General features: G+C 73.5%; 17 protein-coding genes. 13 read left to right on the top strand and 4 right to left on the bottom strand.

The window, feature by feature from the left end:
- Positions 1 to 15 precede the first annotated feature (15 nt).
- Together ACVHNB_RS33930 and hemW are read left to right on the top strand one after the other, a co-directional pair.
- Positions 16 to 1,902, top strand: coding sequence for a SpoIIE family protein phosphatase (locus ACVHNB_RS33930; RefSeq protein ID WP_428954751.1), 1,887 nt, complete (start codon positions 16 to 18; stop codon positions 1,900 to 1,902).
- A 27-nt stretch (positions 1,903 to 1,929) separates the two neighbouring features.
- Entirely contained in the window at positions 1,930 to 3,162 is a 1,233-nt protein-coding gene (hemW, locus tag ACVHNB_RS33925) for a radical SAM family heme chaperone HemW (protein ID WP_456226639.1), read from the top strand.
- Positions 3,163 to 3,203: 41 nt separating this feature from the next.
- Here the strand turns inward: hemW and ACVHNB_RS33920 are convergent, their stop codons facing one another.
- Together ACVHNB_RS33920 and ACVHNB_RS33915 are read right to left on the bottom strand one after the other, a co-directional pair.
- On the bottom strand, positions 3,204 to 4,034 hold the full coding sequence (locus ACVHNB_RS33920; protein WP_428954753.1) for a DUF3097 domain-containing protein: 831 nt from the start codon (positions 4,032 to 4,034) through the stop codon (positions 3,204 to 3,206).
- 34 nt (positions 4,035 to 4,068) lie between these two features.
- A complete protein-coding gene (locus ACVHNB_RS33915; RefSeq protein ID WP_456226638.1) occupies positions 4,069 to 4,818 on the bottom strand; it encodes an MBL fold metallo-hydrolase in 750 nt (249 codons plus the stop codon).
- 130 nt (positions 4,819 to 4,948) lie between these two features.
- Here ACVHNB_RS33915 and hrcA point away from each other — a divergent pair, with 130 nt between their 5' ends.
- The 9 genes from hrcA to ACVHNB_RS33870 all read left to right on the top strand — a co-directional run bounded on the left by hrcA (position 4,949) and on the right by ACVHNB_RS33870 (position 15,550).
- On the top strand, positions 4,949 to 5,965 hold the full coding sequence (hrcA, locus tag ACVHNB_RS33910) for a heat-inducible transcriptional repressor HrcA (protein WP_428954755.1): 1,017 nt from the start codon (positions 4,949 to 4,951) through the stop codon (positions 5,963 to 5,965).
- Positions 5,966 to 7,102: a molecular chaperone DnaJ gene (gene dnaJ / locus ACVHNB_RS33905; protein WP_428954756.1), complete on the top strand. Its 1,137-nt coding sequence runs from the start codon at positions 5,966 to 5,968 to the stop codon at positions 7,100 to 7,102.
- Positions 7,103 to 7,214: 112 nt separating this feature from the next.
- A complete protein-coding gene (locus ACVHNB_RS33900) occupies positions 7,215 to 8,288 on the top strand; it encodes a nitronate monooxygenase (protein WP_456226637.1) in 1,074 nt (357 codons plus the stop codon).
- Positions 8,285 to 9,031, top strand: coding sequence for a 16S rRNA (uracil(1498)-N(3))-methyltransferase (locus ACVHNB_RS33895; protein WP_456226636.1), 747 nt, complete (start codon positions 8,285 to 8,287; stop codon positions 9,029 to 9,031). Before ACVHNB_RS33900 ends, ACVHNB_RS33895 begins: the two co-directional genes overlap by 4 nt.
- Before the next feature lie 145 nt (positions 9,032 to 9,176).
- Complete coding sequence (locus tag ACVHNB_RS33890) at positions 9,177 to 9,764, top strand: hypothetical protein (RefSeq protein WP_428954759.1); 588 nt, start codon at positions 9,177 to 9,179, stop codon at positions 9,762 to 9,764.
- A 62-nt stretch (positions 9,765 to 9,826) separates the two neighbouring features.
- Positions 9,827 to 13,060 carry a S41 family peptidase gene (locus ACVHNB_RS33885; RefSeq protein ID WP_428954760.1) on the top strand — a complete coding sequence of 1,078 codons (3,234 nt, stop codon included), beginning with the start codon at positions 9,827 to 9,829 and terminating at the stop codon, positions 13,058 to 13,060.
- A gap of 163 nt (positions 13,061 to 13,223) precedes the next feature.
- Positions 13,224 to 13,577, top strand: a complete 354-nt coding sequence (locus tag ACVHNB_RS33880) for a histidine triad nucleotide-binding protein (RefSeq protein WP_428954761.1) — start codon at positions 13,224 to 13,226, stop codon at positions 13,575 to 13,577.
- Between the two features lie 6 nt (positions 13,578 to 13,583).
- Positions 13,584 to 14,492, top strand: a complete 909-nt coding sequence (locus ACVHNB_RS33875) for a ribonuclease Z (RefSeq protein ID WP_456226635.1) — start codon at positions 13,584 to 13,586, stop codon at positions 14,490 to 14,492.
- A gap of 26 nt (positions 14,493 to 14,518) precedes the next feature.
- Positions 14,519 to 15,550 (top strand): adenosine deaminase, encoded by a 1,032-nt coding sequence (locus ACVHNB_RS33870; RefSeq protein WP_428954763.1) that lies wholly within the window; start codon positions 14,519 to 14,521, stop codon positions 15,548 to 15,550.
- Here ACVHNB_RS33870 and ACVHNB_RS33865 read toward each other — a convergent pair.
- A complete protein-coding gene (locus tag ACVHNB_RS33865; RefSeq protein ID WP_428954764.1) occupies positions 15,502 to 16,857 on the bottom strand; it encodes an MFS transporter in 1,356 nt (451 codons plus the stop codon). The genes ACVHNB_RS33870 and ACVHNB_RS33865 overlap by 49 nt on opposite strands.
- A 235-nt stretch (positions 16,858 to 17,092) precedes the next feature.
- Positions 17,093 to 17,908: an IclR family transcriptional regulator gene (locus ACVHNB_RS33860; RefSeq protein ID WP_456226634.1), complete on the bottom strand. Its 816-nt coding sequence runs from the start codon at positions 17,906 to 17,908 to the stop codon at positions 17,093 to 17,095.
- A 69-nt stretch (positions 17,909 to 17,977) separates the two neighbouring features.
- Between ACVHNB_RS33860 and ACVHNB_RS33855 the strand changes: the two genes are divergently transcribed.
- Together ACVHNB_RS33855 and ACVHNB_RS33850 are read left to right on the top strand one after the other, a co-directional pair.
- Positions 17,978 to 18,964 carry a 5-dehydro-4-deoxyglucarate dehydratase gene (locus tag ACVHNB_RS33855; protein WP_428954766.1) on the top strand — a complete coding sequence of 329 codons (987 nt, stop codon included), beginning with the start codon at positions 17,978 to 17,980 and terminating at the stop codon, positions 18,962 to 18,964.
- Complete coding sequence (locus ACVHNB_RS33850) at positions 18,961 to 20,256, top strand: glucarate dehydratase family protein (protein WP_456226633.1); 1,296 nt, start codon at positions 18,961 to 18,963, stop codon at positions 20,254 to 20,256. Before ACVHNB_RS33855 ends, ACVHNB_RS33850 begins: the two co-directional genes overlap by 4 nt.
- Positions 20,257 to 20,308 lie beyond the last annotated feature (52 nt).

Below are 20,308 nucleotides of genomic sequence, written 5' to 3'. Positions count from 1 at the left end.
CACGAAGGACCGGCCGTGGCGCAGACGTCGCTGCCCGGAAACCCGCTGGCGCCCGCAGCCGCCCGCCGCTTCCTGCGCACGGCGTTCGAGGCATGGAGCGAGCGGGTACCGCCCCTGGCGGCCCCCCTCGGCGACCGGCTCGTCGACGACGCGGTCGTCGTGCTGAGCGAGCTCGTCACGAACGCCGTCGTGCATGCCGGCACCAGCGTCGACCTCCTGTGCCGCCTCGACGAGCCCGCCCCGGACGGCACCCCCGCCGGACTCGTCGTCGAGGTCACCGACCACCACCCGGCCCGCGCCGTGCGCAGCGAGCGGGCCGTCAGCACGCCCGACACCGCCGAATACGGCCGCGGCCTCCAGCTCGTCGCGTCCCTGGCCGACTCCTGGGGCATCACGTACCGCCCCGGCACCAAGACCGTGTGGGCCCGGCTGCCCGTCGACGAAGCCGAGGCCGTCGCCGACGACCCCTCCGTGGACTCCGCCGTACGCGCCCTGGAGCGCGGCCTGCGCGCCGCCGACCTCCTCGCCCCCCTGCCCAGACGCGTGCCCCACGACCAGGACTGGATCAACCGCGGCGCGCTCTCCTTCCTCGCCGAGGCCTCCGACCTGCTCGCCGGACAGCTCGACGAGGGCATGGTCGCCGCGCTCGTCGGCCAGCTCCTCGTGCCGCGGCTCGCCGACTGGTGCGCGGTCTGGCTGTACGAGGAGGAGGGCCGCGGTCTGCCGGGCACCGCCGACCACGAGCTGCGGGGCGGCGCCGACCCGATGCCCGCGCCCCGGCTCGCCCGCGTCTGGCACACCCACGAGAACCGCATCGAGGAACTCCGCCAGATCCTGGAGAAGGAACCGCCGAGCCTGCCCGACGCCGCCCGCACCGCGGCCGTCCCCGTGCCCTGGCCGTTCGAGGCACCGGACGACACCGGGGCCGAGGAGGAGGCGGGCGCCGCGCTCGCCTACCGGCTCATGGTCGGCGGCCGCACCCTCGGCATCCTGCTCATCGGGCGCGCGGGCCAGCTCCGCTTCCCCGACGAGGTCACCGGACTCGTCGAGGACTTCAGCCGCCGGGTCGCCCTCGCCGTCAGCGCGGCCCGCCGCTACACCCGGCAGGCCACCATCAGCCGCATCCTGCAGCGCGGCCTGCTGCCCACGTCCATCGCCGAGATCCCCGGCGTGCGCAGCGCCCTCGTATACGAACCGAAGGAGGCCGGCGGCCCCGGCGGCGACTTCTACGACGTCTTCCCCGCCGGTGACGGCCGCTGGTGCTTCGCGCTCGGCGACGTCCAGGGCAAGGGGCCCGAGGCCGCCGTGGTCATCGGGCTCGCGCGGCCCTGGCTGCGGCTGCTCGCCCGGGAGGGATATCCGGTCGCCCAGGTCCTGGACCGGCTCAACCGGCTGCTGCTCGACGACGCCACCGAGGCCGCCGACGCCGCGGCCCGCGCCCTCGCCGCCGCCGACGGACAGGACGTCTCGCCCGACGGCACCACCTCCCGCTTCCTCTCCCTCCTCTACGGCGAACTGACGCTGTCCGCCGACGGAGCGGTCGTCACCTGCACCCTCGCCTCCGCCGGGCATCCGCTGCCCCTGCTGATGCGGCCCGGCGGCGAGGTCGTCACGGCGGCCGCCCCGCAGGTCCTGCTCGGTGTCGTCGACGACCCGGACTACACGAGCGAGACGTTCGAGCTGCAGACCGGGGACACCCTGCTGTGCGTCACGGACGGGGTGACGGAGCGGCGCTCCGGACACCGCCAGTTCGACGACGGCGACGGGCTCGCGCAGGCCCTCGCCGGGTGCGCGGGACTGACGGCCCCGCTGCTGGCCGAGCGCATCCGGCGCCTCGTGCACGCCTTCGCGGACACCCCGGCGGACGACGATCTGGCGCTGCTCGTGCTGCAGGCGCAGTGACGTTCCGGGAGGCGGGACAATGGGGTCATGCCTTCCGCACTTCCCGACGGTGAACCGGTGCCCGACGACGGGGCGCTGCCCGCCTCCGCGCTCGCCGGCGCCGCCGACCGGCCGCTCGGCTTCTACCTGCACGTCCCGTACTGCGCCACGCGCTGCGGCTACTGCGACTTCAACACGTACACGGCGACCGAGCTGCGCGGCACCGGGGGCGTGCTCGCCTCCCGTGACAACTACGCGGAGACGCTGGCCGACGAGCTCCGCCTCGCGCGGAAGGTGCTCGGCGACGACCCCCGACCGGTGCGGACCGTGTTCGTCGGCGGCGGCACCCCGACGCTGCTGCCCGCCGCCGATCTCGTACGGATGCTGGGGGCGATCCGGGACGAGTTCGGGCTCGCGGACGACGCGGAGGTGACCACCGAGGCGAACCCGGAGTCGGTGGACCCGGCCTATCTGGCGGAGCTGCGCGCCGGGGGCTTCAACCGGGTGTCGTTCGGGATGCAGAGCGCGCGGCAGCACGTCCTGAAGGTCCTCGACCGCACGCACACGCCCGGCCGGCCCGAGGCCTGTGTCGCCGAGGCGCGGGCGGCCGGGTTCGAGCACGTCAACCTGGACCTGATCTACGGCACCCCGGGCGAGAGCGACGACGACTGGCGGGCCTCGCTGGACGCGGCGCTGGCGGCCGGCCCCGACCACGTCTCCGCGTACGCGCTGATCGTCGAGGAGGGCACCCAGCTCGCCCGGCGGATCCGGCGCGGCGAGGTGCCGATGACCGACGACGACGTGCACGCGGACCGGTATCTGATCGCCGAGGAGATGCTGTCGGCGGCCGGGTTCGACTGGTACGAGGTGTCGAACTGGGCGACGTCCGAGGCGGCGCGGTGCCTGCACAACGAGCTGTACTGGCGCGGGGCCGACTGGTGGGGCGCGGGCCCGGGCGCGCACTCGCACGTCGGCGGGGTGCGGTGGTGGAACGTGAAGCATCCCGGTGCGTACGCGGCCGCGCTGGCGGGCGGACGGTCGCCCGGGGCCGGGCGTGAGGTGCTGGCCGACGAGGACCGGCGGGTCGAGCGGATCCTGCTGGAGCTGCGGCTCCGGGAGGGGTGCCCGCTGTCGCTGCTGCGGCCCGCGGGGCTCGCCGCGGCCCGCAAGGCCCTGGCCGGCGGGCTGTTGGAGGCAGGCCCCTTCGAGGAGGGGCGCGCCGTGCTGACGCTGCGCGGGCGGTTGCTGGCGGACGGCGTGGTGCGGGACCTGGTCGACTGACGCGGGGCGGGGCGGGGCGGGGCCGGGCCGAGCGACTGCGACTACGGCTGTGCCGTCACGAAGTCGATCAGTTCTTCCACCTTGCCGAGGAGCTCGGGTTCCAGGTCCTTGTAGGAGCGGACCCGGGACAGGATGTGCTGCCAGGCCTCGCCCGTGTTCGCCACCCGCCAGCCGAGGGCCCGGCACACACCCGTCTTCCAGTCCTGGCCGTGCGGGATCCGGGGCCAGGCCTCGATGCCCAGCGAGGCCGGCTTCACCGCCTCCCAGATGTCGATGTACGGGTGGCCGACCACCAGCGCGTGCTCGCTCGTGACCGACTGGGCGATGCGCCACTCCTTCGTACCGGGGACCAGGTGGTCGACCAGGACGCCCAGGCGCGCGTCCGCGCCCGGGTCGAACTCCGCCACGATCGCCGGCAGGTCGTCGACGCCCTCCAGGAACTCCACCGCCACGCCCTCGATGCGCAGGTCGTCGCCCCAGACCCGCTCGATCAGCTCGGCGTCGTGCTTGCCCTCCACATAGATGCGGCCCGCGCGGGCCACCCGGGCGCGGGCACCCGGCACCGCGACCGAGCCGGACGCCGTGCGCGTGGGGCGGACCGGTGCGGGAGCGACGGCCGAGGGGCGGACCAGGGTGACGGTCCTGCCCTCCAGCAGGAACCCGCGCGGCTCCATCGGGAACACCCGGAGCTTGCCGAAGCGGTCCTCCAGGGTCACCGTCGGACCCTGCGCCGTCTTCTCGACGCGGACGACCGCTCCGCAGAAGCCCGTGGTGACCTCCTCCACGACGAGGTCCGGCTCCGCCGGGACCTCGGGCGCGGGGTTGTTCCGCTTCTTCCAGGGAGGGGTCAGGTCGGGGGAGTACTGGCGCATTCGGCAGACGATAAGAGAAACCGCGGCGCTCGGCCTACGACACGCCGGAACGGGCCGCCAGTGTGGCGCGCTGCGCACGGACAAACTCCGCGTTCACGGCCGATCCGTGCCCCGGGACGTAGCGGGCGTCCTCGCCGCCCAGCGACAGCAGCCGGTCGAGCGCGGCCGGCCAGTGGCGCGGCGCCGCGTCCGGGCCCGCCTGGGGCTCGCCCGACTCCTCGACCAGGTCGCCGCAGAAGACGATCTCCGGCCCGTGCGGTGTCGCGGGCACCAGGACCGCCAGGTCGTGACCGGTGTGCGCCGGGCCGACGTTCGCGAGCAGCACCTGCAGGCCGCCGCCCAGGTCCAGCGTCCACTCGCCGCAGACCCGGTGGTGCGGGGTGACGAGGAGGTCGGCCGCCTCGGCCGCCGCGTCGGCGTCCAGACCGTGGCGTACGGCGTCGGCGCGCAGCCCGTCGGCGCTGCCCGCGAACACGGTGTCGATGCCCACGGCCCCGTAGACCTCGACGCCCGCGAACGCCGCCGTGCCGAGCACATGGTCGAAGTGCGGGTGGGTGAGCGCGATGTGCGTCACTCTCCCGTGTGTTCCCAGGAGGCGCCGGGTGTCCGCGCGCAGCCGGGCGCCTTCACGGAGTGAGGATCCCGTGTCGATCAACAGGGCCGCGCCGTCGCCCACGACGAGTCCGGTCGTGCAGTCCCAGCCGGGCAGCCGGACCCGCCCCACGTGCGGCGCCAGTTCCTCCCAGCCCGCCGACTTCCAGTCGATGCCCGTGGTGGTCTCCATGGTTCGACGCTAGCGGCCTTGCCGGGCCCGTACCCACCGGCCGTACACTGAGCCGGGGACGATTGGCACTCGCGGACAGGGAGTGCCAAAACGGAAAGATCGCAGAGTCAGTTGCTGGAGGTGCGCGCCGATGCTCAGTGAACGCAGGCTCGAAGTGCTGCGCGCCATCGTCCAGGACTACGTCGGCACCGAGGAGCCGGTCGGCTCCAAGGCGCTGACCGAGCGGCACAGCCTGGGCGTCTCCCCGGCGACCGTGCGCAACGACATGGCCGCCCTGGAGGACGAGGGGTTCATCGCCCAGCCGCACACCAGTGCCGGGCGCATCCCCACCGACAAGGGGTACCGCCTCTTCGTCGACAAGCTCACCGCGGTGAAGCCGATGACCGCGCCCGAGCGGCGCGCCATCCAGAACTTCCTGGAGGGCGCCGTCGACCTCGACGACGTCGTCGGCCGGACCGTGCGGCTGCTCGCGCAGCTGACCCGGCAGGTCGCGGTCGTCCAGTACCCGTCCCTGACCCGGTCCACCGTGCGCCACGTCGAGCTGCTGTCGCTCGCGCCCGCCCGTCTGATGCTCGTGCTGATCACGGACACCGGGCGCGTGGAGCAGCGGATGATCGACTGCCCGGCGCCGTTCGGCGAATCGTCTCTGGCGGATCTGCGGGCGCGGCTCAACAGCCGGGTCGCGGGCCGCCGGTTCGCCGATGTGCCGCAGCTGGTGCAGGACCTGCCGGAGGCCTTCGAGACGGAGGACCGCGGTACGGTCGCGACGGTGCTCTCCACTCTGCTGGAGACGCTCGTCGAGGAGACCGAGGAGCGGCTGATGATCGGCGGCACCGCCAATCTCACCCGCTTCGGACATGACTTTCCCCTCACCATCCGGCCCGTCCTCGAGGCGCTGGAGGAGCAGGTCGTGCTCCTCAAGTTGCTTGGTGAGCAGGGTGATTCGGGCATGGCCGTACGGATCGGTCACGAGAACGCCCACGAGGGACTCAACTCCACGTCCGTCGTGTCGGTCGGCTACGGTTCGGGCGGCGAGGCAGTCGCCAAGCTCGGCGTGGTCGGACCGACCCGCATGGATTACCCGGGAACGATGGGAGCAGTACGCGCAGTGGCACGTTACGTCGGACAGATCCTGGCGGAGTCGTAAGTGGCCACGGACTACTACGCCGTACTCGGCGTGCGCCGCGACGCTTCCCAGGACGAGATCAAGAAGGCTTTTCGGAGGCTCGCGCGCGAGCTGCACCCGGACGTGAATCCGGATCCGAAGACCCAGGAGCGGTTCAAGGAGATCAACGCCGCCTACGAGGTGCTCTCCGACCCGCAGAAGAAGCAGGTCTACGACCTCGGGGGCGACCCCCTGTCGCAGGCCGGCGGAGGCGGCGCCGGAGGCTTCGGCGCCGGCGGGTTCGGGAACTTCTCGGACATCATGGACGCGTTCTTCGGGACCGCGTCGCAGCGTGGCCCGCGGTCGCGCACGCGCCGCGGCCAGGACGCCATGATCCGGCTCGAGATCGAGCTGGACGAGGCCGCCTTCGGGACCACCAAGGACATCCAGGTCGACACGGCCGTCGTCTGTACGACCTGCAGCGGCGAGGGCGCCGCGCCGGGTACCTCCGCGCAGACCTGCGACATGTGCCGCGGGCGCGGCGAGGTCTCGCAGGTCACGCGGTCCTTCCTCGGCCAGGTCATGACGTCCCGCCCCTGCCCGCAGTGCCAGGGCTTCGGCACCGTCGTGCCGACGCCGTGCCCCGAGTGCGCCGGTGACGGCCGCATCCGGTCGCGGCGCACGATGACCGTGAAGATCCCGGCCGGTGTGGACAACGGGACGCGGATCCAGCTCGCGGGCGAGGGCGAGGTCGGCCCCGGCGGCGGCCCCGCCGGTGACCTGTACGTGGAGATCCACGAGCTGCCGCACCCGGTCTTCCAGCGGCGCGGCGACGATCTGCACTGCACCGTGACCATCCCGATGACCGCGGCGGCCCTCGGCACCAAGGTGCCGCTGGAGACGCTCGACGGCATGGAGGAGATCGACATCCGGCCCGGCACCCAGTCCGGCCAGTCGGTCCCGCTGCACGGGCGCGGCATCACGCATCTGCGCGGCGGCGGCCGCGGCGACCTCATCGTGCACGTCGAGGTCATGACGCCGCAGAAGCTCGACCCCGAGCAGGAGCGGCTGCTGCGCGAGCTCGCCAAGCTGCGCGGCGAGGAGCGGCCCACCGGCCAGTTCCAGCCCGGCCAGCAGGGGCTGTTCTCACGGCTGAAGGACGCGTTCAACGGGCGGTGAGCCGTTGGCGGGAGGGGCCCGGGGGTGAACACCCCCGGGCCCCTTTTGCGTGGCACATGCCAGGCGGAACCTCCGATTCGGTCGTCTGACGCGTACGTGGCACGATGCGGTCATGTCCTCCGCACTGACCGATCTCTGCCCCTGTCCGATCGTGCAGGCCCCGATGGCGGGCGGCGCGTCCTGTCCCGAGCTCGTGGCCGCCGTGTCCGAGGCGGGCGGGCTCGGGTTCCTCGCCGCCGGGTACAAGACGGCCGACGGCATGTACCAGGAGATCAAGCAGGTGCGGGGGCTGACCGCCCGGCCCTTCGGCGTCAATCTGTTCATGCCGCAGCCGGAGTACGCGGACCCCGCCGCGGTCGACGTCTACCGCCACCAGCTCACCGGCGAGGCGGGCTGGTACCAGACCCCGCTCGGCGACCCCGACAGCGGACGCGACGACGGCTACGACGCCAAGCTCGCCATCCTCGTCGACGACCCGGTGCCGCTCGTCACCTTCACGTTCGGCTGCCCCACCCGCGAGGTGATCGACTCGCTGCGCGCCGTGGGCACGCTCACCGCCGTCACCGTGACGACGGTGGAGGAGGCGTTCGCCGCGCAGTGGGCGGGCGCCGACGCCGTGTGCGTCCAGGGCATCGAGGCCGGCGGCCACCAGGGCACGCACCGGGACAACCCCGAGACCGACGGCAGCGGCGTCGGCCTGCTCTCGTTGATCGCGCAGGTGCGCGAAGCGGTACAGCTGCCGATCATCGCGGCCGGCGGAATCATGCGGGGCACCCAGATCGCCGCCGTGCTCGCCGCGGGCGCCGACCTCGCCCAGCTGGGCACGGCGTTCCTCGTGACCCCCGAGTCGGGCGCGCCCGCACTGCACAAGCAGGCCATGACCGACCCGCTGTTCACCCGGACCGAGCTGACCCGGGCGTTCTCCGGGCGGCCCGCGCGCGGCCTCGTCAACCGGTTCCTGCGCGAGCACGGCCCGTACGCGCCCGCCGCGTACCCGGAGGTCCACCACATGACGTCGCCGCTGCGCAAGGCCGCCGCCAAGGCCGGTGACCCGCAGGCCATGGCGCTGTGGGCCGGGCAGGGACACAGACTCGCCCGGGAGCTCCCGGCCGGGCAGCTCGTCGAGGTGCTCGCCGCCGAACTCGACGCCGCCAGGGCCACGCTCGGGCAGCGGGGTGCCGCGTGACGGCGCCGGTGTTCGTCGTCGACGGCCCGGTGCCGGGCGACCGCACGTACGTACTGGACGGTGCCGAGGGGCGGCACGCCGTCTCCGTGAAGCGGCTGCGGGCCGGGGAGACCGTCGTGCTGACGGACGGGCTCGGGTCGTGGAGCGAGGGCGTCGTCGCCGCGGCCGAGGGCAAGGACCGGCTGGTCGTCGAGGTCGGGCCGGTGCACGTCGAGGCCGAGGAAGGGCCGCGGATCACCGTCGTACAGGCGCTGCCCAAGGGCGACCGGGGCGAGCTCGCCGTCGAGACCATGACGGAGACCGGCGTCGACGCGATCGTGCCGTGGGCGGCCTCGCGGTGCATCACGCAGTGGCGCGGCGAGCGCGGGGCCAAGGCGCTGGGCAAGTGGCGGGCCACCGCGCGCGAGGCCGGCAAGCAGTCGCGCCGGGTGCGCTTCCCCGAGGTCGCGGACGCCGCGTCCACCAAGGAGGTCGCGGCGCTGCTCGACGCGGCGGACCTGGCGGTCGTGCTGCACGAGGACCGCGACGCGCAGAGCACCGCGCTGGCCTCGGCGCAGCTTCCGGCGGCCGGCGAGATCGTGCTCGTCGTCGGCCCCGAAGGGGGAGTGTCGCCGGAGGAGCTGAAGGTGTTCGGCGACGCCGGGGCGCGGGCGTTCCGGCTCGGGCGCAGTGTGCTGCGGACGTCCACGGCCGGGACCGCGGCGGTCGCGTTGCTGCTGGGGCGGACGGGACGCTGGGGCTGACCGCCGCCGACCGCGTCCTGGCTTCAACCTGTCTTACCCTCCCGTCGTGGACGGTGGCATCCTGCCGTGCATGGGGGCATTGAGTAGGATCAATGGCAATTTGCGCCGGTTACGGAACCCGCGAGGGCTGGCGGTGGCCGGGTGCGTGGCGGCCGTCGTCGCCGCGGGGGTCGCGTGCGAGCCCGTCAACGGCGACCTCAGCCCGTCCACGGCCGCCAGCACCACCGACCAGGAGGCCACCGAGGAGCTGAACCGGCAGCACGCCGACGTGGCCTGGCTCAGCTGCTCCGCGGTGACCGACGAGAGCTCCGGATCCAGTGCCTCGACGCCGACCTCGGTCGAGGTGAACTGCACGGGCAAGACCCGGAAGGGCGAGGACATCACGGTCAAAGGGGCCGTGCACGAGGTCGTCTCCGGGAAGTGCGTCCGCGGCGATCTGACCGCGCGCGTCGAGAACAAGGTGTGGTTCCACGTCTACGTCCTCGGCAACTGCACGGAGAGCAGCGGCAGTTCGACTCCACCGCCGGACGAGTACACTCCGCCGCCGGACGACCAGTGGCCTTCCTCGTCGCACGACGAGAAGCCGCCGCAGGACGACGACAAACCGCCGCAGGACGACGAGAACCCGCCCTCCCACGAGCCGGAGCCCGGCGTCACGACGACCGTGACCGAGACCGAGACGGTCACCGTCGAGCCCCCCGACTCCGGTCACTCGCAGGACCAGGGCAAGTGACCACCGCGGAAAGCGATCAAAAGGGCTGACGGGCGACGTGTCCCAAATTTAGGGTGGGCGGGGTGACGATCCCTGCCTACCTACGGTTCCCGCACCTGCACGGCGAGTCGGTGGTCTTCACCGCCGAGGACGACGTGTGGGCCGCTCCCCTCGACGGCGGCCGCGCCTGGCGCATCAGCGCCGACAACGTACCGGTCGGCCACCCCCGGATCTCCCCGGACGGGACGACCGTCGCCTGGGCGTCGCGGCGCGACGGCGCGCCCGAGGTGCACATCGCCCCGATCGACGGAGGACCCGCCAAACGCCTCACGTACTGGGGAAGCTGGACCACCGCCGTGCGGGGCTGGACCCCCGACGGACGGGTTCTCGCCACCACCACGCACGGGCAGGCCTCGCTGCGCCGCAGCTGGGCCCGGGCGGTGCCGCTGGACGGCGGCCCCGCCGAGACCCTGCCCTACGGGCCGGTGGGCGGTGTCGCGTACGGGCCGGACGGCCAGGTGGTGCTGCTGTCCGCGCCGATGGGCCGGGAGGCCGCCTGGTGGAAGCGGTACCGGGGCGGCACCGCGGGCAAGCTGTGGATCGACCGGGCCGCCGAGGACACGGGGGAAGCCGGCCGCTTCGAACGGCTCCACGCCGACCTCGACGGGAACATCGAGTACCCGATGTGGGTGGGGGAGCGCGTCGCGTTCCTGTCCGACCACGAGGGCGTCGGGGCGCTCTACTCCTCCCTCGCCGACGGGTCCGACCTGCGGCGGCACACGCCCGTCGACGGGTTCTACGCACGGCACGCCACCACCGACGGGACCCGGGTCGTCCACGCGAGCGCCGGTGAGCTGTGGGTGGTCGACGACCTGGCGGCGGCCCGGCCGCGGCGGATCGACGTGCGGCTCGGCGGACAGCGGGTCGATCTGCAGCCGCACCCCGTCGACGCCACCCGCTGGTTCGGCGCCGCCTCGCCCGACCACACCGGACGCGGCAGCGCGGTCGCCGTGCGCGGCGCCGTGCACTGGGTGACCCACCGCGCGGGCCCGGCCCGCGCCCTCGCCGCGCAGCAGGGCGTACGGGCCAGGCTGCCGCACACGTTCCGCGTCGACGGCGAGGAACACGTGGTGTGGGTGACCGACGCCGAGGGCGACGACGCGCTGGAGTTCGCGCCCGCCACCGGCGCCGGGCCCGGCGCCACGCCCCGCCGGCTCGGCGCCGGGCGGCTCGGCCGGGTCCTCGGGCTGACCGTCTCGCCGGACGGCGGCCGGGCCGCCGTCGCCGCCCACGACGGGCGCGTCCTGCTCGTCGAGCGCGACAGCGGCGACGTACGGGAAGTGGACCGGAGCGAGGACGGGCACGCGACCGGGCTCGCCTTCTCGCCCGACTCGGCCTGGCTCGCCTGGTCCCACCCCGGGCCGCACGGCCTGCGCCAGCTCAAGCTCGCCAACACCGCCGACCTCGCCGTCACCGAGGCGACCCCGCTGCGCTTCCGGGACTACGCGCCCGCGTTCACCCTCGACGGCAGACATCTGGCGTTCCTGTCGGCCCGGTCCTTCGACCCGGTCTACGACGAGCACGCCTTCGACCTGGCGTTCGTGAGCGGCGCCCGGCCGCATCTGATCACCCTGGCCGCGACGACCCCCTCGCCCTTCGGGCCGCAGCGGCACGGCCGGCCGTTCGAACCGGCGGACAGTCCCGGCGCCGAGACCCCCGACAGCGAGGGCACGCCCGCCACCCGCGTCGACCTGGAAGGGCTCGTCGACCGCATCGTGCCGTTCCCCGTCGAGGCCGCCCGGTACTCGACCCTGCGCACCGCCAAGGACGGCGTGCTGTGGCTGCGGCACCCGGTGCGCGGCGTGCTCGGCGACTCCCGGGCCGACCGGAGCGCCCCCGACCCGAAGACCCGGCTGGAGCGCTACGACCTGGCGCAGCAGCGCATCGAGGAACTCGGCGCCGACGCCGACCACTTCGAGGTCACCGGCGACGGCAAGCGGCTGCTGCTGTGGACCGGCGAGGTGCTGAAGGTCGTGCCGAGCGACCGCAGGCCCGCGCACGACGACGACAGCGACACGAACATCACCGTCGACCTGGCCCGCATCAGCCAGACCGTCGACCCGGCCGCCGAATGGCGGCAGATGTACGAGGAGACCGGCCGCCTGATGCGCGACAACTTCTGGCGCCCCGACATGAACGGCGTGGACTGGACCGGGGTCCTCGACCGCTACCGGCCGGTCCTCGACCGGGTCGCCACGCACGACGACCTCGTCGACCTGCTGTGGGAGGTGCAGGGCGAGCTCGGCACCTCCCACGCGTACGTCCTGCCGGGCGGCGGGGGCGGCTCCGCCGCGCGCCGGCAGGGGCTGCTCGGGGCCGACATCTCCCGGCACGAGGACGGCCCGCAGGAATCGGCACAGTGGCGCGTGGACCGGGTGCTGCCGTCCGAGACGTCCGACCCGCGCGCCCGTTCCCCGCTCGCCGCGCCGGGTGTCGCGGTGCGCGCCGGGGACGCGATCGTGGCGGTGGGCGGACGGCCCGTCGACCCGGTGACCGGGCCCGGTCCGCTGCTCGTCGGCACGGCCGACAAGCCGGTCGAGCTGACCGTGTCGCCCGCCGGGGGCGGTGACCCGCGGCACGTGGTCGTGGTGCCGCTGTCCGACGAGGAGCCGCTGCGCTACCACGCGTGGGTCGCGGACCGGCGGGCGTACGTCCATGAGCGCTCGGGCGGACGGCTCGGGTATCTGCACGTGCCCGACATGCAGGCGCCCGGCTGGGCGCAGATCCACCGCGACCTGAGCGTGGAGGTCGCCCGCGAGGGCCTCGTCGTCGACGTCCGCGAGAACCGGGGCGGGCACACCTCGCAGCTCGTCGTGGAGAAGCTGGCGCGGCGGGTCGTCGGCTGGGACGTGCCCCGCGGCAGCCGCCCCTTCAGCTACCCGATGGACGCGCCGCGGGGCCCGGTCGTCGCCGTCGCCAACGAGTTCTCCGGGTCCGACGGCGACATCGTCAACGCGGCGATCAAGGCGCTCGGCATCGGGCCCGTCGTGGGCGTACGGACCTGGGGCGGCGTCATCGGGATCGACAGCCGGTACCGGTTGGTGGACGGGACGCTGGTGACGCAGCCGAAGTACGCGACCTGGATGGAGGGGTACGGGTGGGGGCTCGAGAACCACGGGGTCGATCCGGACGTCGAGGTGGTCGCCACGCCCCAGGACGCGGCCGCCGGGCGTGACCCGCAGTTGGACGAGGCGGTTCGTATCGCGTTGGCGGCTCTCGGGGAGAACCCGGCGAAGTCTGCGCCCGCGTTGCCGTGACGCGTCCGCCGTGTTCGGTTCGTTGCCGAGTGCGGCTCACGCCGTGGCTGGTCACGCGAGAAGCCCCACCGGGACCGGCCACGCAGATGCCGATGCCCCGCCCGGCGGGGCTGATCGATACGATGCCGCGGTACGCAGACCCCCTCGCGAAGGAGACCCGAACGTGTCCGGCGAACCCCAGGCGGACTGCCTGTTCTGCAAGATCGTCGCGGGGGACGTGCCCGCCACGCTCGTCCGCGAGACCGCCACCACCGTCGCCTTCCGGGACATCAACCCGCAGGCGCCGACGCACATCCTGGTCATCCCGCGCGTCCACCACCCGGACGCCGCCTCCCTCGCCGCCGCCGAACCGGCGATCGCCGCCGACGTGCTGCGCGAGGCGGGCGAGGTGGCCAAGGAGGAGAAACTGGACAGCTACCGGCTCGTGTTCAACACCGGCAGCGGCGCCGGCCAGACCGTCTTCCACGCGCACGCCCACGTCCTCGGCGGCCGCGGCCTCCAGTGGCCCCCCGGATAACTGGCCGTGTCCGTACGTGAATTCGTCGTCCTCGGCACCGCCAGCCAGGTGCCGACGCGCCACCGCAACCACAACGGCTATCTGCTGCGCTGGGACGCCGAGGGCATCCTCTTCGATCCCGGCGAGGGCACCCAGCGGCAGATGCTGCGCGCCGGTGTCGCCGCGCACGACCTGAACCGGATCTGCGTCACCCACTTCCACGGCGACCACAGCCTCGGCCTGGCCGGTGTCATCCAGCGGATCAACCTCGACCGCGTACCGCACCCGGTGACCGCCCACTACCCGGCGTCCGGGCAGCGGTTCTTCGACCGGCTGCGGTACGCCACCGCGTACCGGGAGACCGTCGGGATCACCGAGGAGCCGGTGAGCGGGGACGGCGGCGTGCTCGCCGACACCCCCGCGTACCGCCTGGAGGCACGCAGGCTGTCGCACCCCGTCGAGTCGTACGGCTATCTCCTCGTCGAGCCGGACGGGCGCCGGATGTTGCCCGAGCGGCTCGCCGCGCACGGGATCGCCGGACCGGACGTGGGCCGGCTGCAGCGCGAGGGGAGCGTCGGCGGGGTCGGTCTCGACGACGTCAGCGAGGTGCGGCGCGGGCAGCGCGTCGCGTTCGTCATGGACACCCGGCTGTGCGAGGGCGTGCACGCGCTCGCCGAGGGGTGCGATCTGCTCGTCATCGAGTCGACGTTCCTCGACGAGGACCACCAGCTCGCCTCCGACCACGGGCACCTGACCGCCGGGCAGGCCGCCCGTGTCGCCCGGGACGCGGGCGTGCGGCATCTCGTCCTCACGCACTTCAGCCAGCGCTACGGCGACCCGGAGGAGTTCGCGCGGCAGGCGCGGGCCGCCGGGTTCGACGGGGAGCTGACGGTCGCCCGCGACCTGGACCGGGTGCCGGTGCCGAAACGGCTCTGAGGCCCTGACCTGCGTACGATGATCGGATGTCCCTCGCACCACTTGCTCGCATCCCCAAGGCCGAGCTGCACCTGCACATCGAAGGCACCCTCGAACCCGAGCTGGCCTTCGCCCTCGCCGACCGCAACGGCATCACGCTGCCGTACGCCGACACCGAGGCCCTGCGCACGGCGTACCTCTTCGCCGATCTGCAGTCCTTCCTGAACCTGTACTACGAGCTCATGGCCGTCCTGATCACCGAGGACGACTTCGAGGCGCTCGCCGACGCCTATCTGGCGCGCGCAGCCGAGCAGGGGGTGCGGCACGCCGAGATCTTCTTCGACCCGCAGGCCCACATGGCGCGCGGCGTCGCCATGGGCACGGTCGTCGAGGGGCTCTCGCGGGCGCTCGCGCGCAGCGAGGAGCGGCACGGGGTCTCCACCAAGCTCATCATGTGCTTCCTGCGCGACCAGTCCGCCGAGTCGGCGATGGAGACGCTGGAGGCCGCGAAGCCGTACCTGGAGCACATCGTCGGCGTCGGCCTCGACTCGGCGGAAGTGGGCAACCCCGCCTCGAAGTTCCGCGACGTGTACGAGGCCGCGGGCGCGCTCGGGCTGCGCAAGGTCGCGCACGCGGGCGAGGAGGGCGACCCGTCGTACGTGTGGGAGGCCCTGGACGTGCTCGGCGTCGAGCGCGTCGACCACGGCCTGCGGTCCCTGGAGGACCCGGAGCTCGTCGAGCGTCTGGTGCGCGACCGGATCCCGCTGACGCTGTGCCCGCTGTCGAACGTGCGGCTGCGCGCCATCGACGTGCTGGAGGAGCACCCGCTCGTCGCCATGATGGACGCCGGGCTGCTGTGCACCGTGAACTCCGACGACCCGGCCTACTTCGGCGGCTACGTCGGCGACACCTTCCACGCCGTGCACGAGGCGCTCGCCCTGGACCACGAACGAGTGCGGGAGCTCGCCCGCAACTCGTTCGTGGCGTCCTTCCTCGACGGCAGCGCCGAGGACGAGGCGCGGCGGGCGCGTTATCTCGCCGAGGTCGAGGCGTACCCGCTGGACGACATCACCGGCTGAGTCCCGGCCGGACCCGCCGTCGTGAACTCGTCCTGCACCGGCTCCGGCAGGGCCTGCGCGACGGCGGGCATCTCGATCGCCGTGATCTCGACGACCGGCTGCTCCAGGACGCCCGACGGCGGCACGATCGCGCCGACCGGGGCACCGCTGCGGCGCCGGGCCGCACCAGCGAACAGCGGGCGGCCGCCCGTGTGCAGGGCCACCGCGGTCAGCGGCACCGCGAGCAGCAGCAGCGCGGTGGCGAGCGCCGCGCCCATCGCGGGGAAGCCGACCGCCTGCGACAGGGAACTGCCCACCAGCGGGCCGCACGCCGTGCCGAGCGAGGACGCCGAGCCGACCAGGACGGCCCAGCGGCCGCGCGGGTCGAGCGAGGCGGCGAGGCCCAGCAGGTACGAGAGCACCACCGGGTAGAGGGTGTTCCAGGCGATCTCGCCCGTCGCGAAGGTGGCGAGGCCGTCGGCGCGGGCGCTGAGCGCGATGCAGCCGGCGATGGCGGCGGTGCCGGCGCCGATCGGCAGCGCACGGCCCAGGCGGGTGCCGAGGGCGCCCGCGCCGATGACGCCGAGCAGACCCGCGCCGAGCGCCACCGCGAAGACCGAGCCGACCGCGACCTCGCTCAGGCCGGCCTGCACGGTGCCGATACGGCTGCTGACGCCCCACAGCGAGTTCTGCGCCATCGACCAGCAGACGATCACCATGGCCAGGGCCATGCCCGAACGCGCGAACGGGAGCGGGGACTTGGGGGCCTGCGCCGGACTGTTGTCCGGCCCGGCCGGCCCGGACAGCCGGCGCGTCGCGGGCCACACGGCGACGGCCGTGACGGCGAGCGCGGCGAACGGCAGGGCGTGCCCGGTCGGGCTGATCCGCGGGATCGTCAGATAGAGGGCGCCCGCGAGGGCCGAGACGGTGAGCAGGCCGAGCGTGGACGCGCGGTGCGGGTCCTTCTGGGCGGCGATCCCGGTGGCGGCGACGGCCGTCGCCGTGCCCGAGCCGAAGCCGCCGATCATCGCACCCGCGACGACCAGGGGGACGACGGTGGACAGGGCCGCGGTGCCGTAGCCGACGGCCGCGAGGAGGAGCCCGGCGCGGGCGGCGCGGGCGGCGCCCACCCGTTCGACGCGGGCCGCGAGCGTGAAGCCCGCGGTGGCCGAGCTCAGCAGCAGCGCGCTGCCGATCAGACCGGCCTGGGTGGGGGAAAGGCGCAGGCTGTCGGCGAGGCGGCCGACAACGGTGGGCAGCAGGTAGGCAGCGAGATAGCCGGCCGTGAAGAGGGCTATGAGTGCGGGCCGGGGAGCGCGCGAAGACACGGGCAGTCCTGTAGACGGACCCCCTGCCTTGGACGCTGTTTTGGGCAAGGGGGTGGTAAGGAAAAGGGGTTGGGGAGCGCGACGTCTTTGCGAACGGGACCGAACCGGGGACGTTGGGCGCGGCCAATTTGTATCAAGCCGAAGGGGCCCCGCAGAAGGCGGGGTGATGTGACCTGTCGCACATTCGGTTTGGCGGTGGTTCAGCCGGGTAGCCGAGCTGCCTTTCGGCAGGTGGCTAACGCCAGTTGGGCGTGCCCGACGGGCCCCGGTGGGCGGCCGTCTCGATCTTCGACCGGGTCTCGCGCATGACCGCCACGATCCGCTCCTCGTGCTCCGCGGTCAGCCGCGCCACCGGCACCGAGCAGCTGATCGCGTCGTGCGCCGGGGCCGCGTAGCGCAGGGTGAAACCGAAGCCGACGATGCCCGCGACGCCCTCCTCCCGGTCGACCGAGTAGCCGCGGGTGCGGGTCGCCGCGAGATCGGCGGCGAGTGCCTCGCGGGTGGTGTGCGTGTTCGCGGTGGCCGGGGCGTACGGACCCGCCGGCAGCAGCGCGTCGGAGCGCTCCGCGAGCAGGGCCTTGCCGAGGGCGCCGACGTGGGCGGGGAGCCGGCGGCCGACCCGGCTGATCGTGCGCAGGTACTCGTGCGACTCCCGGGTCGCCAGATATGCCACGTCGAAGCCGTCCAGCCGGCCCAGGTGGATCGTCTCGCCGAGCGCCTCGGACGCCTCGTCGAGATGCGGGCGCGCCGTGATCACGTACGGGTCGGTGTCGAGGTAGCTGGTGCCGGTCAGCAGGGCGTGAATGCCGATGCCGTAGAGGGAGCCGGTGACGTCCGTGCGGACCCAGCCGCGCGCGATGAGCGTCTGCAGCAGCGCGTACATGGAGCTGCGCGGCACGGCCAGCTCGTCGGCGAGCTCCTGGAGACGGGCCGGGCGGTCGCCGCGGGCGGCCAGCACTTCGAGCAGGTCGACGGTGCGGGCCGCCGACTTCACCTCGCGGACGCCGCCCCGGGGCTGCGCGCTCTCCTGCTCTGTGTGCTGGTCCGGCATGTGCCGATCGTAAGGCGGGGCGTCACGGGGCATTGACGCCCCACGTTCGCGTATCTAATCTCCATCTACATGTGTGGATGGCATCTACGTACGGAGACAGGGGAGGGTCGCGACGCGGTCGTGGCCCGGCTGCGGGAGGGCATGGCGGGCGGTGTCCTCTCCTTCCCGCTGACGAGTTTCGACGAGGACGGGGCGCTCGACCTCGCCGGCTTCCGCGAGTACGTCGCCGCGCAGGTGGCGACCGGGCCCGGCGCCGTCTTCCCGGCGTGCGGAACCGGCGAGTTCTTCTCGCTCGACGAGGACGAGTACCGGCAGGTCGTCACCGCCACCGTCGAGGAGACCGCCGGGCGCGTGCCCGTCGTGGCCGGGATCGGATACGGCTGGGCGCAGGCCGTACGGTTCGCGCGCATCGCGGAGGAGGCCGGGGCGGACGCGCTGCTCGTCCTGCCGCACTACCTCGTGCGCGGACCGCAGAGCGGGCTCGTCGCCCAGATCGAGCGGATCGCGGCCCGGACCCGGCTCCCGCTGATCGTCTACCAGCGCGACCAAGTGACCTTCTCCGTCGCATCGTTGCGGCGGATCGCCGCCCTGCCCGACGTCATCGGCCTCAAGGACGGCCACAGCGACCTCGACCGGCTCCAGCGCCTCACGCTCGCCGCGCCCGACGGATTCCTGTTCTTCAACGGGGCCGCCACCGCCGAGGTCCAGGCCCGCGCCTACGCCGCCGTCGGCGTGCCCGCGTACTCCTCGGCCGTGCACGCCTTCGCGCCCGAGATCGCCGCCGCGTTCTTCGCGGCCCTGCGCGACGGCGACGACCCCCGGGTGGACCGGCTGCTGCGCGACTTCTACATCCCCTTCGTCGAGCTGCGGGACCGGGTGCCCGGATACGGCGTCTCGCTCGTCAAGGCCGCCGCGCGGCTGCGCGGGCGCCCCGTCGGGCCGGTCCGCGCACCGCTCGCCGACCCCGCCCCGGCCGACCTCGCCGACCTGGAGCGGCTGCTCGCCGCCGGCCTCGAACTCGCCGACGAACCCGTCACCGCTGGAGCCGCCCGATGACCGATCTGACGATCACCGACGTCCGCCTCACCCCGATCCTCGTCGCCGACCCGCCCCTGCTCAACACGCAGGGCGTCCACCAGCCGTACACGCCCCGGCTCATCGTCGAGGTCGTCACGGCCGACGGCGTCACCGGGATCGGCGAGACCTACGGCGACGCCAAGTACCTGGAACTGGCCCGGCCGTTCGCCGAACGCCTGATAGGCCGTCAAGTATCCGATCTGAACGGCCTGTTCACCGTCGCGGACGAGGTGTCCGTCGACGACGCGCGCGTCGAGAACCAGGTGGACGTCGGCGGCCTGCGCGGCGTCCAGACCGCCGACAAACTGCGCCTGTCCGTGGTCTCCGGCTTCGAGGTGGCCTGTCTCGACGCGCTCGGCAAGGCGCTCGGCCTGCCCGTGCACGCCCTGCTCGGCGGCAAGCTCCGCGACTCCGTCGAGTACAGCGCCTACCTCTTCTACAAGTACGCCGACCACCCGGACGGTGTCGCGAGCGAGAAGGACGACTGGGGCGCCGCCCTCGACCCGGCCGGAGTCGTCGCGCAGGCCCGCCTGTTCAACGAGCGCTACGGCTTCGAGTCCTTCAAGCTCAAGGGCGGCTGCTTCACGCCGGACGAGGAGATCGCGGCGATCCGCGCGCTGGCCGAGGCCTTCCCCGGCAAGCCGCTGCGCCTGGACCCCAACGGGGCCTGGTCCGTGGAGACGTCGCTCAAGGTCGCCGCCGAGCTCGGCGACGTACTGGAGTACCTGGAGGACCCGGCGCTCGGCACCCCCGCCATGGCCGAGGTCGCCGCCAAGGCCGGAGTCCCGCTCGCCACCAACATGTGCGTGACCACCTTCGCGGAGATCAAGGAGGCGTTCACCACCGGCGCCGTCCAGGTCGTCCTCTCCGACCACCACTACTGGGGCGGCCTGCGCAACACGCAGCAACTCGCCGCCATCTGCCGCACGTTCGGCGTCGGCGTGTCCATGCACTCCAACACCCACCTCGGCATCAGCCTCGCCGCCATGACCCACGTCGCCGCCACCGTGCCGAACCTGCACCACGCCTGCGACTCCCACTACCCCTGGCAGTCCGAGGACGTCCTCACCGAACGCCTCACGTTCCAGGGCGGCCGGGTCGCCGTCTGCGACGCGCCCGGCCTGGGCGTCGAACTCGACCGCGCCAAGCTGGAGTCGCTGCACCGGCGCTGGCTCGACGAGGACTTCGCCGCGATGCGCGACCGCGACGACGCGGCCGCCATGCGCGTCCTCGACCCCGCGTGGGTCACACCGTCCGTGCCGCGCTGGTAACAGCCGCACCGGGGCCGGGAGTTCCCCTCTCCCGGCCCCGCCCCGCATCCCG

The organism is Streptomyces sp. YJ-C3 (assembly GCF_053891275.1).
This window is presented reverse-complemented; position numbering and strand designations above follow the sequence as displayed.

Excerpts from the sequence above, each read along its gene's own strand:
- hemW (WP_456226639.1), top strand. The coding sequence starts at position 1,930 with ATGCCTTCCGCACTTCCCGACGGTGAACCGGTGCCCGACGACGGGGCG.
- ACVHNB_RS33920 (WP_428954753.1), bottom strand. The coding sequence starts at position 4,034 with ATGCGCCAGTACTCCCCCGACCTGACCCCTCCCTGGAAGAAGCGGAAC.
- ACVHNB_RS33915 (WP_456226638.1), bottom strand. The coding sequence starts at position 4,818 with ATGGAGACCACCACGGGCATCGACTGGAAGTCGGCGGGCTGGGAGGAA.
- hrcA (WP_428954755.1), top strand. The coding sequence starts at position 4,949 with ATGCTCAGTGAACGCAGGCTCGAAGTGCTGCGCGCCATCGTCCAGGAC.
- ACVHNB_RS33900 (WP_456226637.1), top strand. The coding sequence starts at position 7,215 with ATGTCCTCCGCACTGACCGATCTCTGCCCCTGTCCGATCGTGCAGGCC.
- ACVHNB_RS33870 (WP_428954763.1), top strand. The coding sequence starts at position 14,519 with ATGTCCCTCGCACCACTTGCTCGCATCCCCAAGGCCGAGCTGCACCTG.
- ACVHNB_RS33860 (WP_456226634.1), bottom strand. The coding sequence starts at position 17,908 with ATGCCGGACCAGCACACAGAGCAGGAGAGCGCGCAGCCCCGGGGCGGC.
- ACVHNB_RS33855 (WP_428954766.1), top strand. The coding sequence starts at position 17,978 with ATGTGTGGATGGCATCTACGTACGGAGACAGGGGAGGGTCGCGACGCG.
- ACVHNB_RS33850 (WP_456226633.1), top strand. The coding sequence starts at position 18,961 with ATGACCGATCTGACGATCACCGACGTCCGCCTCACCCCGATCCTCGTC.